The organism is Paenibacillus sp. 4624 (genome assembly GCF_050435065.1).
Lineage (GTDB): Bacteria > Bacillota > Bacilli > Paenibacillales > Paenibacillaceae > Paenibacillus > Paenibacillus amylolyticus_D.
Window position 1 is genome coordinate 110013 of sequence record NZ_JBNDJR010000006.1, and the last position, 17239, is coordinate 127251.

At 48.7% G+C, this 17239-nt stretch carries 9 protein-coding genes; 8 read left to right on the plus strand and 1 reads right to left on the minus strand.

Going from position 1 to position 17239, the window contains the following annotated elements; genetic code table 11:
* Positions 1-84: 84 nt before the first annotated feature.
* The 8 genes from ABIE27_RS15325 (at position 85) to ABIE27_RS15360 (ending at position 15220) form a co-directional block, all read left to right on the plus strand.
* Complete coding sequence (locus tag ABIE27_RS15325) at positions 85-1440, plus strand: diaminobutyrate--2-oxoglutarate transaminase (protein ID WP_123062966.1); 1356 nt, start codon at positions 85-87, stop codon at positions 1438-1440.
* Positions 1434-2888 (plus strand): MFS transporter, encoded by a 1455-nt coding sequence (locus ABIE27_RS15330; protein WP_123062967.1) that lies wholly within the window; start codon positions 1434-1436, stop codon positions 2886-2888. The genes ABIE27_RS15325 and ABIE27_RS15330 overlap by 7 nt, the downstream gene beginning before the upstream one ends.
* Positions 2845-4578: an IucA/IucC family protein gene (locus ABIE27_RS15335; protein WP_429350871.1), complete on the plus strand. Its 1734-nt coding sequence runs from the start codon at positions 2845-2847 to the stop codon at positions 4576-4578. Before ABIE27_RS15330 ends, ABIE27_RS15335 begins: the two co-directional genes overlap by 44 nt.
* Positions 4553-6583 (plus strand): IucA/IucC family protein, encoded by a 2031-nt coding sequence (locus ABIE27_RS15340; protein WP_429350872.1) that lies wholly within the window; start codon positions 4553-4555, stop codon positions 6581-6583. The genes ABIE27_RS15335 and ABIE27_RS15340 overlap by 26 nt, the downstream gene beginning before the upstream one ends.
* Positions 6580-7353: an HpcH/HpaI aldolase family protein gene (locus ABIE27_RS15345; RefSeq protein ID WP_429350873.1), complete on the plus strand. Its 774-nt coding sequence runs from the start codon at positions 6580-6582 to the stop codon at positions 7351-7353. Before ABIE27_RS15340 ends, ABIE27_RS15345 begins: the two co-directional genes overlap by 4 nt.
* Positions 7353-8714, plus strand: coding sequence for an alanine racemase (locus ABIE27_RS15350; protein ID WP_429350874.1), 1362 nt, complete (start codon positions 7353-7355; stop codon positions 8712-8714). Before ABIE27_RS15345 ends, ABIE27_RS15350 begins: the two co-directional genes overlap by 1 nt.
* Positions 8674-10740 carry an IucA/IucC family protein gene (locus ABIE27_RS15355; RefSeq protein ID WP_429350875.1) on the plus strand — a complete coding sequence of 689 codons (2067 nt, stop codon included), beginning with the start codon at positions 8674-8676 and terminating at the stop codon, positions 10738-10740. The genes ABIE27_RS15350 and ABIE27_RS15355 overlap by 41 nt, the downstream gene beginning before the upstream one ends.
* A 646-nt stretch (positions 10741-11386) precedes the next feature.
* Positions 11387-15220 (plus strand): glycoside hydrolase family 2 TIM barrel-domain containing protein, encoded by a 3834-nt coding sequence (locus ABIE27_RS15360; protein WP_429350876.1) that lies wholly within the window; start codon positions 11387-11389, stop codon positions 15218-15220.
* 240 nt (positions 15221-15460) lie between these two features.
* On the opposite strand, the gene ABIE27_RS15365 is transcribed toward ABIE27_RS15360, so the two are convergent.
* Positions 15461-17080 carry a stalk domain-containing protein gene (locus tag ABIE27_RS15365; protein ID WP_429350877.1) on the minus strand — a complete coding sequence of 540 codons (1620 nt, stop codon included), beginning with the start codon at positions 17078-17080 and terminating at the stop codon, positions 15461-15463.
* Between the last annotated feature and the right edge of the window lie 159 nt (positions 17081-17239).

The following is a 17239-nucleotide window of genomic DNA, read 5'->3' on the forward strand; positions in this document are numbered from 1 at the left end:
GTATGTAATGGGTTGTCACAAATTCAATAACCAATGTACAGGCATTTTTTGACCTGAATCGATGATAAGGGGCGTTAGAGAGTTATGTCAGTAGAGGTACAGACGGAATACCTGAAACTGCAAAACGAAAAGGAGTCCAACGCACGAGCGTACCCAAGGCACTTTCCGCTCGTTATCAGCAAAGCTCAAGGTATCAAGATTACGGATACGGAAGGCCGTGAGTATTACGATTGCTTGGCAGGTGCGGGCACACTCGCGCTTGGACATAACCATGAAACAGTCGTTGGTGCTATTCGCGATGTTCTGGATCAGCAGATTCCATTACATACACTGGATTTGGCCACACCACTGAAGCTTTCGTTCATGCAAGAGATATTCTCTTTACTGCCCGAAGAGATGCGGGATACATCCAAAATCCAGTTCTGCGGTCCAACGGGGGCGGACGCGGTTGAAGCTGCAATTAAGCTAGTGAAACATGCCACAGGCGGGAAGTCCATTCTGGCTTTCCAAGGTGGATATCATGGTTCAACTCAAGCGACGATGTCGATGAGCGGCAATTTGAGTAAAAAAGAAAACCTGCAAAGTCTCCTGCCGGATGTGCATTTCCTGCCATTTCCCTATGAATATCGTTGTCCGTTTGGGGTTGGTGAAGGCATGACCGCCCGATTAAGTGCACAGTACATCGAGAACTTACTGGATGATTGCGAGAGCGGAATAGCTGCACCGTGCGGAGTGATCGTAGAAACCGTACAGGGCGAGGGTGGTGCAATTCCTGCGGATATCGAGTGGCTGAAAGAGTTGCGCCGAATCACTGCGGAACGAAATATTCCGCTCATTATTGACGAAGTGCAGACCGGCATTGCACGTACGGGTCGTATGTTTTCGTTTGAACACGCCGGCATTGTACCTGATGTCATTATTTGCTCCAAAGCGGTAGGTGGCAGTCTTCCCATGTCCGTTGTGATCTATAAGGAGGAGCTGGATCAGTGGAAACCCGGTGCGCATACGGGCACATTTCGTGGCAATCAGCTGGCCATGGCAGCAGGTCTAGCCACGCTGCGTTATATCCGGGAGCAGAATGTGATGCAGAACGTGCATCTGCGTAGCGAGCAGTTCATGGCAAGGCTACAAGCGATGAAAAGCCGTTTTGCCGAGATTGGTGATGTTCGTGGCCGAGGGCTAATGATCGGTGTTGAAGTGGTTAACCCGCAAGGCGGCAAGGATCGTCTTGGACATTATCTACAGCATGGTGAACTAGCGTCAGTCATTCAGCAACAATGTTTCCGTAATGGACTCATTGTAGAAGTCGGCGGACGTCATTCTGCGGTTGTGCGTTTCTTGCCGCCCCTGAATATTACGGAGAAGGAAGCAGGCGAGGTACTGGCGATCTTTGAACAGTCCGTATCGGAAGCCATTGCATTAACGGCAGCTTTATGCTGAGTGTATCGCTGCTTCGGCGGCACGCGGTTTTACTCGCCATTCTACTGGGAGCCTTCACGCTTGTGCTTACCAACAGTGCCTTTAACCTGCTGCTTCCGTATTTTATCGAATACTATGACATTTCCGCCACGGCGGGCGGCTGGATCATTGCCCTGTATATGCTCGCCATGACATTAACGATGCCGCTGGCTTCCCTGATCGTGGATCGGCTGGGGCGTAAACGGACGTACATGCTCGGTATTTGCATCTATGGGATATTTTCGGTGCTCGGAGCATTGCTCCATTCCTATATTGAAGTATTGCTGCTTGTAAGATTCATGCATGGTGTGGCGGCTGGCCTGATGATTCCTTTATCCCTTGTGTTGCTGTTTGATGTCTACGGCCCGGAGGTTCGGGGACGCATTACGGGTGCATGGGGACTGCTGCTGATGCTTGCTCCTGCGGCTGGACCGACCCTTGGCGGATTTATCATTCAGTATGGACGGCTGGAGATGCTGTTCTGGCTGAATGTACCCTTGGCTGTTTTTTCACTGATCGGCTGTGGACGAGTGATTCAAGCCTACACCCCGGCTCGCAGGAAAAAGTGGCATCCATCCAGTGTGATGCGGCTTGTTAGCGCAGTGGGTGCACTCAGTCTGGGCGTACAGGTGTACGCCAGCCCAGCAGTAGCTCCGTGGATTTCCTGGACATTGATTGTCCTTGGCATAGTACTGCTTATTCGTTTTATCCAGGTCGAGAATAAACGTGATGAACCGCTGATCCGTTATTCGTTGCTGCGGAGAAAAGGGGTATTTCCTCTTACCGTTCTGATCTCCACGATTCAGGATTGTGTCATGTTTGGCGTGATTTTTGCGCTGCCTCTGCTTTTTCAGGAGGTATTTCAGTGGTCTCCGGCGCTTTCCGGTGCTTTGTTCATTCCGCTCTCCATCTCCACGAGCCTGTTCATGTGGATCGGAGGAAACTTGCTGGATCGTGGACGGTCACTTCAGTTTATCGCTTGGGGCACATTGCTGGTATCGGTATCTATTTTGACGTTTGCCTTTCTGCCCATGGGGGCGTCCATAGGGATCATCGGGTTGCTGATGGCGTGCCGGGGCATTGGCGTAGGCCTGTCCGGTATGAGCATTTCTGCGATCGGGCTGCAGGCGTTACCTGAGGAAGACATGCATGAAGGATCGGTGTTGTCCACAACGATTGAACGACTGGCTTCATCGTTTGCGGTCATGGGCATGACACTGTATTACGATATGCGCTGGCAATGGCTCGCCGAACATGGCAGAGCGATTGAGCTGGCGAAATGGGGAGCCGTTAAAGAACTATGCGTCGGTCTTGGTTGCGCCATTCTGCTGACGTTACCTCTAGTCTTACTTATAACTCGAAAGAAGGTTGGCTTCATTGTTCAAAATGGAAAACAAACTCCGGCCCAAGGCGGAGCAACAGGCCGATGAGCATTCCTGCAAGTTGCTGCTGAACTGTTATATCCGTGAGCTTGGGCCGGAAAAAGCAGAACATATGCAGCTTAACCCGGATACGCTGACGTATACGATTGCTTTTCCAACCAGCCGTGTAAGCGTGATGGGGCTGCTATCCTACTACTCGGCAATGGGGGAGCATGAATATCTCAGCATGAACTGTAATGGACAAGCCGTGCATTACCGGGATCTGGTGCGCTGGATTGCGTCTGAAATTGCCTTAGATCCAGGCAGGGGAGCCGAACGCGTTCGTGAATTTACTCAAAAAGTGGAGAACAGTGTGGCTAACCTGACCTTGTATATTGAACAGGCGTCCGATCTCGGGATATATGACTACATTACCTCTGAGCAATCCCTGCTGTACGGTCATCCATTTCATCCTTTTCCGAAAAACTCCAGAGGTTTCACTGCCCAGGACGTGCAGCGATACAGTCCGGAACTTCGAACTTCATTTCAGCTCTGTTACATCGCCGTAAGACAGGATGTGTATACAGAGGAATGGGTGCAGCATGCGGACAAAATGGATCTGCATCAGCTTCTGGGAAGCCATGAATGGTCTGTTTCCAAAGAAAAGCTGGGCATGTATAGACTGTTGCCCGTTCATCCATGGCAGTATGCATACGTTTCACGTCTGGACGAGGTACAGTCATATATCCGTGAAGAGAAGCTGCTGCTACTAGGTAGCGCAGGACCGTTTGCCTATCCGACCTCTTCGGTACGTACAGTATACATTCCGGACTGGAACTGCAACATCAAGCTGTCGCTGCATATGCAGATTACCAACATGATTCGCACCAACAGTGCCGAGCAGATGCGGCGGACATTGGATGCGTCCAGTTATGTGTGGCAGCAGGGGTGTTTCGAAGCGGAACCATATACCCATATCGCATATGAGACAGGTGTAGCGACATGTAAGTTTCAGGACGAAGAACTTACCCGATTATTCACCGTTGCTTATCGTCCGATTGAGTTTGACGCTGCCAATACATATGTATTGTCCAGCCTGGTGGAGTCGCCGTTGCCAGGAGCTCCATCCCGCTTAGTGACCATGCTGTGTGGTAAACGGGATCATGCCGATGTCGTTGATCGCGACAAGGTCGAGCAGTGGCTGTCACGATATCTGAACTGTTCGCTGTTGCCGCTTGTGCGTGCGGCTGGAGAGAAGGGCATTCATTTTGAGGCCCATTTGCAGAATACGTTGGTGACGCTGGAGCAGGGCATGCCGGTTGCCTTTATCGTACGTGATCTGGAAGGGGTCAGTGTAGATGAGCAGTTGGTGGGTGGATGGCAGCGGTATGAGCAGGGGGAGATTCCGAATTCGAAACCGTCTGAGCTGTTACGTTATTCGCGTGAGAAGGCGTGGGCGCGAACCTCGTATTATTTTATCGTGAACCATCTTGGATCGTTAATTCATGTATTGGCTCGGGATATGAATGTGTCCGAGGAATACTTTTGGATACAGGTACGTAAGGTGCTTGAGGAAGAATGGGCACGAACAGGTAACGTTTATGTAGAGCATTTGCTAACTGCAGACGCTTTTCTAGCCAAACAAAATCTGGTGAGTTGTCTCACGGGCATTAGTCAAACTCCGGCTTATGTGCCGGTAGGTAACGTCATGAAACGTTTAGGGAGTGAAGCACGTGAGATTCGTGGAAATCGGCAATGAGGCAGAAGAGAAGAAGGGAAGTAAAACAGCAGAAATGTTAAAAACAGACGCAACTGCAACAGGCGGAACAAGTGGAAATAAGATTAACAGCACGAGTGAACAAAGCGAACAAAACGAATCAAATGAACCAAATGAACCAAATGAATCACACCAATCAAACATAGTTGAAAAAGGACGTAGAAAGCCAAATGACGGCGCAGTCCCCGTATACGTGGAAGTTCAGGAGCGGATCATACGCCAGGCACTGGAAGCGATGTGGTTCGAAGATATCTTGGATCGTCAGGTGAACGGGAGTGAGTGGTCGACCTGCGGTGTTACTGCATCAGGGGAATCCGTGGTGTATACGTGTGACGCAGAGCAGAAGTTTTCGTTTGGACGGGTGAAGGTGAAGGTCGGGTCGATCAAGCGCGAAGGCGTTGTCTGCACGGATCTGGATGTGTTTTTGGAAGAGATGGTGCTGAATCGTTTGCAGGGTGCGAAACTCACGGCATTTGTTCAGGAGTTGCAAGAAACGATGGCGAAAGACAGTCAGTGCCGGGCTTTGCTGCCTCTTCGCATTCCGGCAGAGGATCGTCACTACGATGCGCTGGAAAGTCATATGACTGACGGTCATCTGTATCATCCGAGCTACAAGTCCAGGTTAGGATTCTCGCTGAAAGACAATCTCGCCTACGGCCCTGAGTTCAATGCCGCTGTTCCGCTCATTTGGGTTGCGGTGAGAAAAGAATTGGCTCAAACGGCTACATCCGATGGATATGATCTGGCAGCACTGCTGGAACAGCATCTGACCAAGGAGGATTTGCAGCAATTCCGTCAGGTGATTTTAGACAAAACGGCTTCGTTACATAGGGATGCCTTCGTATTCATACCGATTCATCCGTGGCAATGGGAGCACGCGGTGGAATCTATATTTGCCAAACAACTCATGGATGGAGACATCATTTATCTGGGGGCTTCGGCCTCGGCCTATCGTGCGCAGCAATCCATTCGTTCCCTCTCGAATCGTGAAAATCCAGAAGCACCTTATATCAAGCTGGCTTTGAGTATAACGAATACATCTAGCACACGTATTCTCGCAGAGCATACGACGCAAAACGCACCCCTGATTAGTGACTGGCTGAATCGACTGGTGCGCGAGGATGAGGTGTTACAGCGGGAGCAGTTTGCCATTTTAAAAGAAATCATGGGTCTGTCGTTCCGTTACGAACAATTACCTGTTACGCAGTACGGCCGTGCTTACGGCACCCTGGGTGCGATCTGGCGGGAAAATGTATCTGTTCACCTAAATGCGGGCGAGACGGCTTGGCCACTGAATGCTCTTATGCTGGTGCAACGAAACGGCGTTCCTTTTATCCAGGAGGCGATCGAGCGACATGGGGTTCAACCATGGGCAGAGGCCTTGGTGCGTAAACTCACATTGCCTGTCATTCATCTTTTGTATGCGCACGGAATTGCGTTTGAATGCCATGCACAGAATATCATTTTGGTGCTGGAAAATGAGTTGCCGAAACGCATCATCCTGAAAGATTTACATGATGGCGTTCGTTATGTCCCGGATCAGCTATTACACCCGGAACGTGCACCGAAACTGCATCCTGAACCGGAAACTCATCGCAAATTCAATCGATATTCGTTCATCTATGCCGGAGATGTGTCGGAGGTACGCGACTATACGTACGATGCGTTCTTTTTTATCTGCATGACGGATATTGCGCTGTCGCTGGAGCCGTATGGTTTGTCCGAAGAAGCCTTTTGGCAGCTGTGTACTGGTGTAATTCTGGATTATCAGCGGCAACATCCCGAGTATGCCGAGCGGTTTGGCATGTTTGACCTTTTGGCAGAGGATGCCTTGATTGAAGAGATGACGAAGCGGCGTTTGTATGGGGATGGAGAGTTGTATTTTCGCAAAACAAACAATCCACTCCGGCTAGCAAAGGATATGCTTGAACAGAAGGAAGAACTCACACAGAAGGATGAAGACGAACAGAAGGCAGCAAACCGATGAGGAAGAATATACTTCAGGAAAAGATTGCTCGCAAGCAGCAGGTATTTGGTCTATTTGTATCGATTCCACATCCGATCATCATCGAGATGATTGGTCATGCCAATTATGATTTTGTCATCATTGATCTGGAGCATACGTCAACGTCGATGGAGTCGGTCGAAGAGTTGATTCGTGCAGCCGAATTGGTTGGTATTACACCGCTTGTACGCATTGCTAAGGTCGAGCGCACAGAGATTCTAAAGGTACTGGACTGCGGGGCACAGGGGATCGTGATTCCCCATGTGGAGACGCTCTCGCAAGTGAAGGAAGCCGCACATCATGCATATTACCATCCATTGGGTATGCGCAGTCTTAACAGTGGACGTCCAGGTGTGTTCGGTAAATTCCCGCTAACGGAATACATTACGGAAGCCAACTCGCAGGTGATGATCGTGCCGATGATTGAAAGTGTGAAAGGGGTGCGTCAAAGCGCGGAGATTTTATCTCATCCGCAGGTGAGCTTTGTGCTGGAAGGTGCAGCGGACTTATCACAATCGCTTGGTGTGCCTTGGCAGACCGATCACCCGGATGTAAGAGAAGCAATAGGCGTATTGCACGAGAACGCGCAACAATTCGGCGTACCTTATGCAACAGTCACAAGAGGCATCGAAGATATGGCGGTATGGCGTGAGCGTGATGTGCACATCTATGTGCTTGGAGATGATCGGAACACGGCATTTCGGGCCTACGCCCAAAAGCGGAATGACTACGGAAGCGCAGGTGGACAGTAATGAAAACCAGTGTACAGCAAGCGTTATATGCGATTCAACGCGAAATGCATGAGCCGATCTGCGCGTACATTTACGATCTGGCAGGTATGCAGGAGCAGGTACGCAGCATGTTGCAAACGATGCCATGGAATACGAAGTTATTTTATGCTATCAAAGCCAATCCCGATCCACGTATTATTGAAGCGTTACTTCCAGTGGTGAAGGGTTTTGAGGTGGCGTCCATTGGCGAGCTGCTCAAGGTTCGGGCGGTGAGCCGTGAAGTTCCGATTCTGTTTGGCGGCCCGGGCAAGAAGGAAAGTGAGTTGAAGCTGGCGATCGAGCATAACGTGAGTTATATCCATGTAGAGAGCCTGCTGGAGCTGCGCCGCATTATTGCGATTGCCAAAGAGAGAGAGCAAGGAAAAGTGCAAGGAAAAGAAATCAGGCAAGGTGGAGAGGAACAGGAGCAAGCACAAGCGAAATCGCAAGCGAAACAGGGGCAAGAGCAGTCAAGAGAAGCAAAGCCCGAGGTGCGTGTGCTGCTCCGTATCAACTTGCGAAGTAACACTTTGCCACAAACCAAAATTGTGATGGGCGGTGGCCCCAGTCCGTTTGGTATCGATGAAGAGGCAGTGGAGGAAGCGATTGAGCTGATTCGTGTGGAAGGTACGGGTGCGGTTCGGTTATGCGGATTCCATTTCCATTCCCTGTCCAACAATATGGACGCAAGGCTGCATGCCGAGATGATTGAGCTATATTTGCAAAAGGTGGAGCACTGGCAACAGCAATATAACTTGCAGGTGGACGTGGTCAATGTAGGCGGAGGCTTTGGTGTGACGTATGACGGGAGCCCGGGGTTTGACTGGTCTTTGTTTACCACGCTTTTGCAGCAGAGTGAATCTAGAAATCGTCTGGCTATCCGAGGGGGAGAATTGTTTTTTGAATCAGGTCGCTTGTTAGTGGCGGATCACGGTTATTATGCAACCGAGGTGACGGATATTAAACGTTCGCACGGACAGATGTTTGTCATTTTAAGGGGAGGGACACATCATCATCGGCTGCCTGCGTCATGGGGACATAATCATCCTTTTCACATTGTATATACGGATCGATGGAAGCACGAGTTTACAAGACCCGAGGTGCGAGGAGAGCGAGCCCATATTGTAGGTGAATTATGTACGCCGAAGGATCGTATGCACTCCGATGCAGAGATTGACCGTTTAAGAGTCGGCGATGTGATTGTGTTTGAGAAATCCGGTGCGTACGCCTGGACAATCTCGCATCATGATTTCCTGGGGCATCCGCACCCGGCATTCCACTATTTGATGGAGGGTGATGAACATGTCAACGTTAATGCAACGTTCCAGTCGGCAAACTGCTGAACAGCAGGTGATGTCCGATCTGATGAATAGTCTGCTCGCTGAGCAGTTACTTCCGCTACAAGGTCATCGCTTTGTTGATTTTGCTACTGCACCTGCACAGCTTCGACAGTTATATCAGGGGATTGAAGCGGATTGGGAAAAGAACCATGAGAAAAAACGTACAACTCATCAAGTATCTGATATGCAGAACTATATTGACTATAACTTAAGTGAGTTCAACTCCAGTGAGCATAACTCTATGGAGAATCACTCCAATGAGAATAACTTCATTGCGAGCAATTACAGTGGCAATAACTTCAACAACAATAACTCAAATAATAACAACTTCAATAAGGTTGACTCTGCTCGGGATACATCCGCAGTTACGCTGCCTTACAGTCTGGGTTTGCATACCGAAGGCGTACTTTGTCTGGTTGCAAATGGTGTAAGGCAAGGCATTCAGTGGGTTCAGGGATCACCGATCTATCAGCAAAATTCAGACGGTAGCTGGACGATGCTTGATACTCCGGCGGCCGTTGGGCGTGCGGTGTTGCAACGGGCATTATCCAAAGATGCATACGGGCAACCAGGTGTGGCAGACTTTCTGGCAAGTTTGGACCTGGCTGTAGAGCAGTATGAACTTGGCTGGGATCAGGTAGAGACGTTGTCTGCTTACCATCCGAAGTCTGCGTATGAATGGTTTGTGAAAAGTGAGCGCATTGCTGCGCTCCGGGATCGCCCGTTCCATCCGACTTCCAAAGCGAAGGTTGGATTCAGCGCCGAAGATGTTAAGGCATACGCAGCCGAGTTCGGTAAGGCGATTCGATTGCGCTGGGTGGCAATCAAACGGGATGCTGTGCAGCAAGGATGTGAGGACGGCTTGTCCATTCTCGATATGCTGTATGATGCCCAGCGGGAGGAAGTTCAGGAGGAATGCTCCCGCAGAGGCTTACCGATGGATGAGTACTTGCCTATGCCCGTGCATCCTTGGCAGCTGGAACACGTCATTTTGCCGCGTTTTACGAAAGAAATCGTAGAAGGAAGCATTGTGGTGTTGGATGTGCAGATTGGAGATGTATTCGCTACGTCATCTCTACGGTCGATGGCTCAAACTGCTGAGTCTGCACTCATGCTCAAGTTGCCGGTTAGTGTGCTGTCACTCGGTGCCGCGCGATATCTCCCGGTTGTTAAGTTGCTGAACGGACTTGTGGGAGAAAAGATGTTAAGGCAGGCAGTGGCTTGTGACGAGACATTGAAAGAGAAAGTGTACATGTGCGAGGAGCAGAACTGGTGGGGCTTCATGCCGGAGTCCATGGGATTGTTCGACGATCACCCGCGGCATCTGGCGGCACAGATTCGTGTCTATCCCGCAGAGTTACTGGACGATGCTTACAAAATTGTTCCGATGGCTGCACTTGGCGTAAATCTGGATGGGCATCATCTGCTCACCGAGATAATGGGCAGGAATCTGAGTGCAGGGGATGTCTTGGAGTTCTACAATCAGATTGCGGCTACATTCTATGATATCGTGATGCGTTTGTTCCAAGTGGGTGTTGTACCGGAGATTCATGGTCAGAACTGCTGTCTGGTGTTAGAGCATAATGAGGTGAAGGGACTATTATTCCGGGATCATGACTCTGTGCGTTTGCATCAACCATATTTGGACAAGCATGGGATTGCCGATCCGGGATATCATATTCGTCCGGGGTATTCGAACAGTCTCTATAATGAGACGATCCAGAAGCTGATTTTTTATGTGCAATCCCTTGGAACGCAGGTGAATCTAGCTGCGATCATGGAGGCGATGAGCGAAGTATACGACATCCCGGAAACGAAGTTCTGGGAAATCACGGAGCAGGCCTGGCGGGAAGCGCTGCACCAGGTGCAGCTTCCCGAGACGGATCGGGCCACGCTGGAGCGCGTGATCTTCGAGAGCGAGGCGTGGCCTGTGAAGTTAGTTGTCCGTCCGCTGCTGGAGGCGGACGGTGTGCCAGGCGCGATGCCATCGGGCAAAGGCCAAGGGTGGAACCCTTTTTACAAGGCATAGGATTGGGTGGGGAGTATTCTTCCGATACCTTAAAAACGCTAACGATCTCAGATGAGCTTATTTGAGTGATATAGGGTTCTCTGGAATTCTAACGTTCACCAGGAAGCTTATTTCGCAAAAAACACAGGAATATCACCTATTTTTGCTTCGTTCTTCCAAATTAAGCTTCCCTGTGATCGTTAGAAAATAAAACGGTGTGATTTTGCCCAAATAGCGTCTCTGGTGATCGTTAGAAAAAGTGACAGGTGGATAGGGGAGGGGCTGAAGTTAGTGAGGCTTAATTAGAGAGGTAAATACGTTGAGCTTAAAGACAGAATTTTAACTGGTATCAGCCATTAAGAGGTGGCCCGTGCGCGGGTTGCCTTCTTTTTTTGCCTTTTTTTTGATGTTGGTTTCGTCGTAGATCGTGAGATCAGATTTAGGCAGCATGCGATAAAAGATGAATGTTAGACATGAAAACGTTCACTTTTTTGTTTGGATCTTTAGATTAAATTACGTTACAAATATGAGACAAATGATATAATTATTGTATTGTTAACTAGCGAGAAGTATCTTACTTTTAATTTTCGAAAAGGTTTTCGATTAAAAGTAAAATAGGGCTGTTTTAACGTAATAACTATTCAACCAGAAGAGAGTGAGAAATGACATGAATGTGAAGAGACTTTTTAATGATGGATGGCAATTTGCCAAAAGTGACTTGAGCGTTACAAAGCTGACGGAGCCTAATACAGGTACTGTTCTTACTGAAGATGCGGATGTTACTGAGCAAACGAATCTCACTGAGCGAACGAGTCGTATTGACCCTATTAATGCTAGCGATTCTAATGAAGCTATTGATGCTACTGATGCTACTGATGCTACTGAACTTACTAACTTTACCGATCTTCCCAATCCTACTGACCTTACTGCTGCTACTGTTGTTACGAATGCTACTGAACTTACCAAACTTATTGATTTTAATAAGCTTTCCTTCGAGGCGGTTGAGCTCCCTCACGATTGGCTGATCTACAATACGCTGGATTTATATGAGAACAGTATGGGGTGGTATCGCAAGACGTTCGAATATACGAAGGATGAGCAGCAGGTGATTCTGTGTTTCGACGGGGTGTATATGGATTCATCCGTTTATGTGAATGGGCAGTTTGTTGGTGAGTGGAAATATGGTTACTCTGCGTTTGAGCACGAAATTACGAATGCATTGTTGGACGGGGTTAACGAAATTTTGGTCAAAGTTGTGCATCAGAGCCCAAACAGCAGATGGTATTCCGGGGCTGGGATTTATCGTAATGTGTGGCTGAAAACGAGGAATCGCAACCACATCGTAACGGATGGCATCTATGTCTCCATGCGGCAGCAACCGGAGGGTTGGCAGGTGGAGGTCGATACAGAGCTGTGTCTGAAACAAAATCAGCGTGCCCAGTTGATGCATACGATTTTGTACAACGGTGAGGTCATTGCATCCTCTCAGGCGGAGATTGTGGAGAGCGCTACAGATGGACGCACTGAAGCACATGAATATCCAATACAGTTTACAAACGGCCAGCAACTTAATGTCCTCAATCCAATGCTATGGAGCCCGGATGTTCCCCATTTATATGATCTCGTAACAGAGTTGCGTCTGATCTCGGAGGATCAACCTGAGAAGGTTATCGAGTCTGTCCCACAGCGAATCGGGTTCAAACAGGTCAGACTGGATGCCAGCGAAGGCTTCTATCTCAACGGTGTCAAAATGAAATTGAATGGTGTCTGCGAACACCATGATCTCGGGGCATTAGGATCTGCGTTTAATGTGACAGCGTTGAGAAGAAGGTTTGTTTTACTGAAAAAGATGGGAGTTAACGCGATTCGAACCGCGCATAACATGCCGGCGAAAGAGTTCATGGAACTTGCCGATGAGATGGGCATGCTGGTGGTGTCCGAAGCCTTTGATATGTGGGAACGGGCGAAGACGCCGTATGACTATGCCAGGTTTTTCACCGAGTGGGCGTATGCCGACGTACGAAGTTGGGTGAGACGTGATCGGAATCACGTCAGTCTGATCATGTGGAGTATCGGGAACGAAATCTATGATACCCATGCGGATGAGCGCGGCCAGGAAGTGACACGTATGCTGATGGAGTATGTACAGGAATTTGATCCGAAAGTTAACGCACGTGTGACGATTGGTTCGAACTACATGCCTTGGGAGAATGCTCAGAAATGTGCGGATATCGTGAAGCTGGCAGGCTACAACTACGCTGAAAAATATTATGACCAGCATCATGCCGAACACCCGGACTGGATTATCTATGGCAGTGAGACCTCTTCGGTCGTGCAAAGCCGGGGCATTTATCACTTCCCGTATGAACAACCCGTTCTGGACGATGATGACGAGCAGTGCTCGGCACTCGGAAACAGCACGACCAGTTGGGGAGCGAAATCGCCGGAATATTGCATCATCGCTGAGCGAGATCATCCGTTTTCGTTGGGGCAATTCCTTTGGACAGGATTCGATTACATTGGCGAACCGACGCCGTATCATACGAAAAATTCGTATTTTGGACAGCTGGACACAGCCACGTTCCCGAAAGACTCTTATTACATCTATCAAGCCGCATGGACGGATTATAAAAAAAATCCAATGGTGCATCTATTCCCGTACTGGGATTTTAGCCCTGGTCAGATCATTGATGTACGTGTGTGCAGTAATGCGCCCAAAATTGAATTACAGCTCAATGGTGAAACAATCGGCTCATATGATATCGACCATGCTCATGGAACCCAATTGTCCGGCTGGTGGAAAATACCCTTTGAAGAAGGTGAGCTGAAAGCCATTGCTTATGATGAGCATGGTAAGGTGATTGCAACCGATGTACAGCACTCCTTTGCACATGCGAAGAAAGTGCGCCTGTTGAAAGATCGTCAGGAGTTGCAGGCTAACGGAAAAGACCTCGTTTTTGTAGAGATTACAGTGGAAGACGAAGCAGGCCATCCAGTGCACAATGCCAATAACCGTGTGCAGGTGAAGGTGTCCGGTGCGGGACGTTTGCTCGGTCTGGATAACGGGGATAGCACAGACTATGACCCGTATAAAGGGCTTAGCAGAAGGTTGTTCAGCGGTAAGCTGATGGCGATTATTGGATCGACGAATGAGGCAGGAACAATCCAGGTCGAAGTGTCTTCGGAAGGATTAGATGGAGCAACAACAACATTCGAATCTACAGTAGCGGATGAAGGGCTCGAATTCACAACAGTGGGTGAGAATCGGGACAGAAGAGAAAGAGGAAGATGTGTACATGTGCATGCTGATTCGAACCTACAACAACCTGTTTTCATGAAAAATGAAGAACTTCCGGTACTGACGGGCAACGCTCAGGAGATTCCTTTGCGGAAAATTGAAATCATCAGTGAATCAGGACAGATTCTTGATGCCTCTAACCCGGAAGTGATGGTTACAGCCAAACTGTACCCGGAGAGTACTTCCTATCGGGATTTGGAATGGTCTGTTGTAAATGATGCCGGCATCGTGTCCAATATTGCCAAGGTGGAAGTGATCACTTCTGGAATGGGTGACGAGCCAGGTTCACAGAGTGTAGACGTAGACGAGAAAAGCCATGTGGTCAGAGTATCAGCTATGGGCGACGGGGCGTTCCGCCTGCGTGCAACCAGCAAAAATGGTACAGACAAACCCAAACTCATCTCCCAACTGGAGTTCAAAGCAGAAGGTTTGGGTACAGCCTATAAAGATCCGTATGGATTTATCTCAGGTGGTCTGTATGACTATACCCAAGGTGATGTGGGCAACGGTAATGAACGTGGCGTAGCTACCAGCAGAGACAGCGAAACTCATGTGGGCTTCCGCAATATCGACTTCGGCCCATACGGCTCGGATACGATCACGATTCCCATTTTTGCGCTGTCGAGTGAACATTACTTTATTCAGATCTGGGAAGGCATGCCAAGTGAAGAGGGCAGTACGATGATTGCCGATGTCGTATACGACAAGGAATCGATATGGAATGTATACCAGGAGGAGACGTACCGTCTATCCAAACGACTCAGCGGCATTACATCGATCTGCTTTGTGCTGAAACAGAAGATTCATATTAAAGGTTTTTCGTTTGAACGCCAAAGCAGGGCTTTTGAAACCAATGCAGCTGCATCTTGCGATCATCTGTACGGTGATACGTTCACGATTGAGGACGGCCGTGTGGCAGGCATCGGAAATAACGTTTCGCTGGAGTTTGAACAGATGAATTTCACAAGTGAAGGCACGTCAAAACTAGTGATCTATGGCGCTTCAGCGATAGACAAAAACACGATTCATATTCGCTTCTCGGGTGCGGACGGGCAGAGCAACCAACTGGTGGAGTTTACTCAATCCGAAGGGTACGAGGAGCGGACATTTGAATTAGAGCCGGTATACGGGGAGCAAAAAGTAACCTTTATTTTTCTGCCCGGAAGTCAGTTTGACTTTGGCTGGTTCCGGTTCGAGAAGTAATAAGGAAGAGCACATATACACAAGTACACATGCACAAGTATACGTACGAAATATACGAGCATATAAATAATAAAAAACACCTCTAGCAACAATAAATAAATAAATCCTCCTGAGATCTTAGATGCTGGTTCTTAACAGCCAATGATTTCAGGAGGATTTTTTCAGTTCGTGTGTATGCTTAGCTCTCTAAGCCTTCTACAAGTGTTAATTAATTTGTCCATGTGCGGGTATTATCTTCCGCTATTTGACTTCATCAATCGTTACTTTGGCGGTGTTGCTGTCCCAGGTTACGTTCAGCCCAAGCCCCTGTAACATGTCATACGGTGCTGTGGTAGCCCCCGAATAGATGCCAATGGGTTCACGTAGTGATATGACCTGTTCTTCTTGCGGGTCAAGCTTATTCAAGCTAGATACTGTGTATTGGAGTTCATTCGGTTTAATCGTAATGATCCGATCGTTATATTTTAAGGTATAGTGACTTATTAATCCTTCTGCGGTGTGCACCTCAAATGTTGCTCCAAGTGCTAACGCAATCGTTTTGATCGGAAGTTGGAGCGTTTCGCTCGTTTCTACCGCAGGATATATGGATTGCAGCAGTCTGCCGTTCACATAGATATCTGTGCCTAGCTTAGCTTGAACAGGGGTGTACACCATGCCTCCCGAAGATGTGGCCGGCGCACCTGCCTCCTGATATTTGTCACCACCCCATCCCCAGACGTTTCCATCGGAGGAAAGTGCAAGACTATGGTAGTAACCAGCAGACACATTGGTGATATCCGACAACTGCTTTATTTTCCCTTGTTTGCCCGTTACAGTGTTCCCGAAGCTGTATACCTCGCCTTTTGTAGTCACCAGAAGTACATAATTGGAGCTTGCATCCAACGTTTTCACTTTAAGTTCGTGGTGATATGGAATCCGTTTTCCGTGCACATCCATTCTCCAGACTCTACCTTTCGAATCGAGCGCCATCAGTTGCCCGCCTTTACTCGTGATGAACGTGATATTGGTCAGGCCTTTGACTGGCTTTGCTTTGGACGGGGGACTGTCCGCGTTATCCGCTTCTTTCCATGTCCAGACAGAACCGTCTTTTTTCAACGCATATCCATCGTAACCAGAAAGCGTGGTTTGCACGACATTTTTCAATCCGCTGATTCGGTGCAGGGTGGGCTTGTTCCCAGCATCCTTATTCATCGTGTTAGGAAGCTTCTGAGGCGGGGTCTGCCAGGATTGAATGGTCCCATCCCGAAGGAGGGCTACACTCATGAAAGATCCTGCAGTAACATGTTTAGCATCGGTAATGCCAGGAACTTGACTGGGGGTTCTGCCATCACCCCACTGCCACACGGTTCCGTCTGCTTGAACAGCTAAACTGTATCCCCCACCGGAGTTAGAGATTGCTGTGACAGTGGATAACTGCGGAATACGGACAGGGCTGAATGTATGGCGATACCTCACCGTGTCGCTGATTCCAAGCTCTCCTAACAGGTTTCGTCCCCATGTCCAGACAGAACCGTCACTTCTTAACGCCACCGTGTAATAGTACCCCCCTGCTACTTGAGTGTAGTGGAGCTCCTGAGCTGTATTGGAAGTTTGAGAGGATTTAGGGGAGAAGCCCGAAGAGAAAGCCGAGACTGCTCGATCCGGAACGCTCCCTGCAAAAGCTTGCTTGTCATTGGCTGCATACGTAGTAGACACCGAAGAGAGCGTAGCTATGAGCAGACTAGATACAACACCAGCTGAAAACATGATTTTACTGAAGCGGCGAAGGGATGTACTTTGTTGCTTGCACGCCGGTTTGACCAGTGAGGAAGAGGGTGCTTTTTCTGTTGTTACATGACTAACTTGATTATCGGAACACATAAGATCGCCTCTTTTGGAAGGATAATGGTAAAAATGGCTGTACTGTTAAATAAACGTAGGAACTAGGATGAAGGTTACACCACATAGAGAGATTTTTTTACTTGTTTGACTTGGAAAGTTTCAGGGCTAAGTTGTACATACAGACATCCATTTTCAAAA

Coding starts and splice junctions, on each gene's coding strand:
- ABIE27_RS15330 (WP_123062967.1), top strand. CDS start 1,434: ATGCTGAGTGTATCGCTGCTTCGGCGGCACGCGGTTTTACTCGCCATT.
- ABIE27_RS15345 (WP_429350873.1), top strand. CDS start 6,580: ATGAGGAAGAATATACTTCAGGAAAAGATTGCTCGCAAGCAGCAGGTA.
- ABIE27_RS15360 (WP_429350876.1), top strand. CDS start 11,387: ATGAATGTGAAGAGACTTTTTAATGATGGATGGCAATTTGCCAAAAGT.
- ABIE27_RS15365 (WP_429350877.1), bottom strand. CDS start 17,080: ATGTGTTCCGATAATCAAGTTAGTCATGTAACAACAGAAAAAGCACCC.
- ABIE27_RS15350 (WP_429350874.1), top strand. CDS start 7,353: ATGAAAACCAGTGTACAGCAAGCGTTATATGCGATTCAACGCGAAATG.
- ABIE27_RS15335 (WP_429350871.1), top strand. CDS start 2,845: ATGGAAAACAAACTCCGGCCCAAGGCGGAGCAACAGGCCGATGAGCAT.
- ABIE27_RS15355 (WP_429350875.1), top strand. CDS start 8,674: ATGTCAACGTTAATGCAACGTTCCAGTCGGCAAACTGCTGAACAGCAG.
- ABIE27_RS15325 (WP_123062966.1), top strand. CDS start 85: ATGTCAGTAGAGGTACAGACGGAATACCTGAAACTGCAAAACGAAAAG.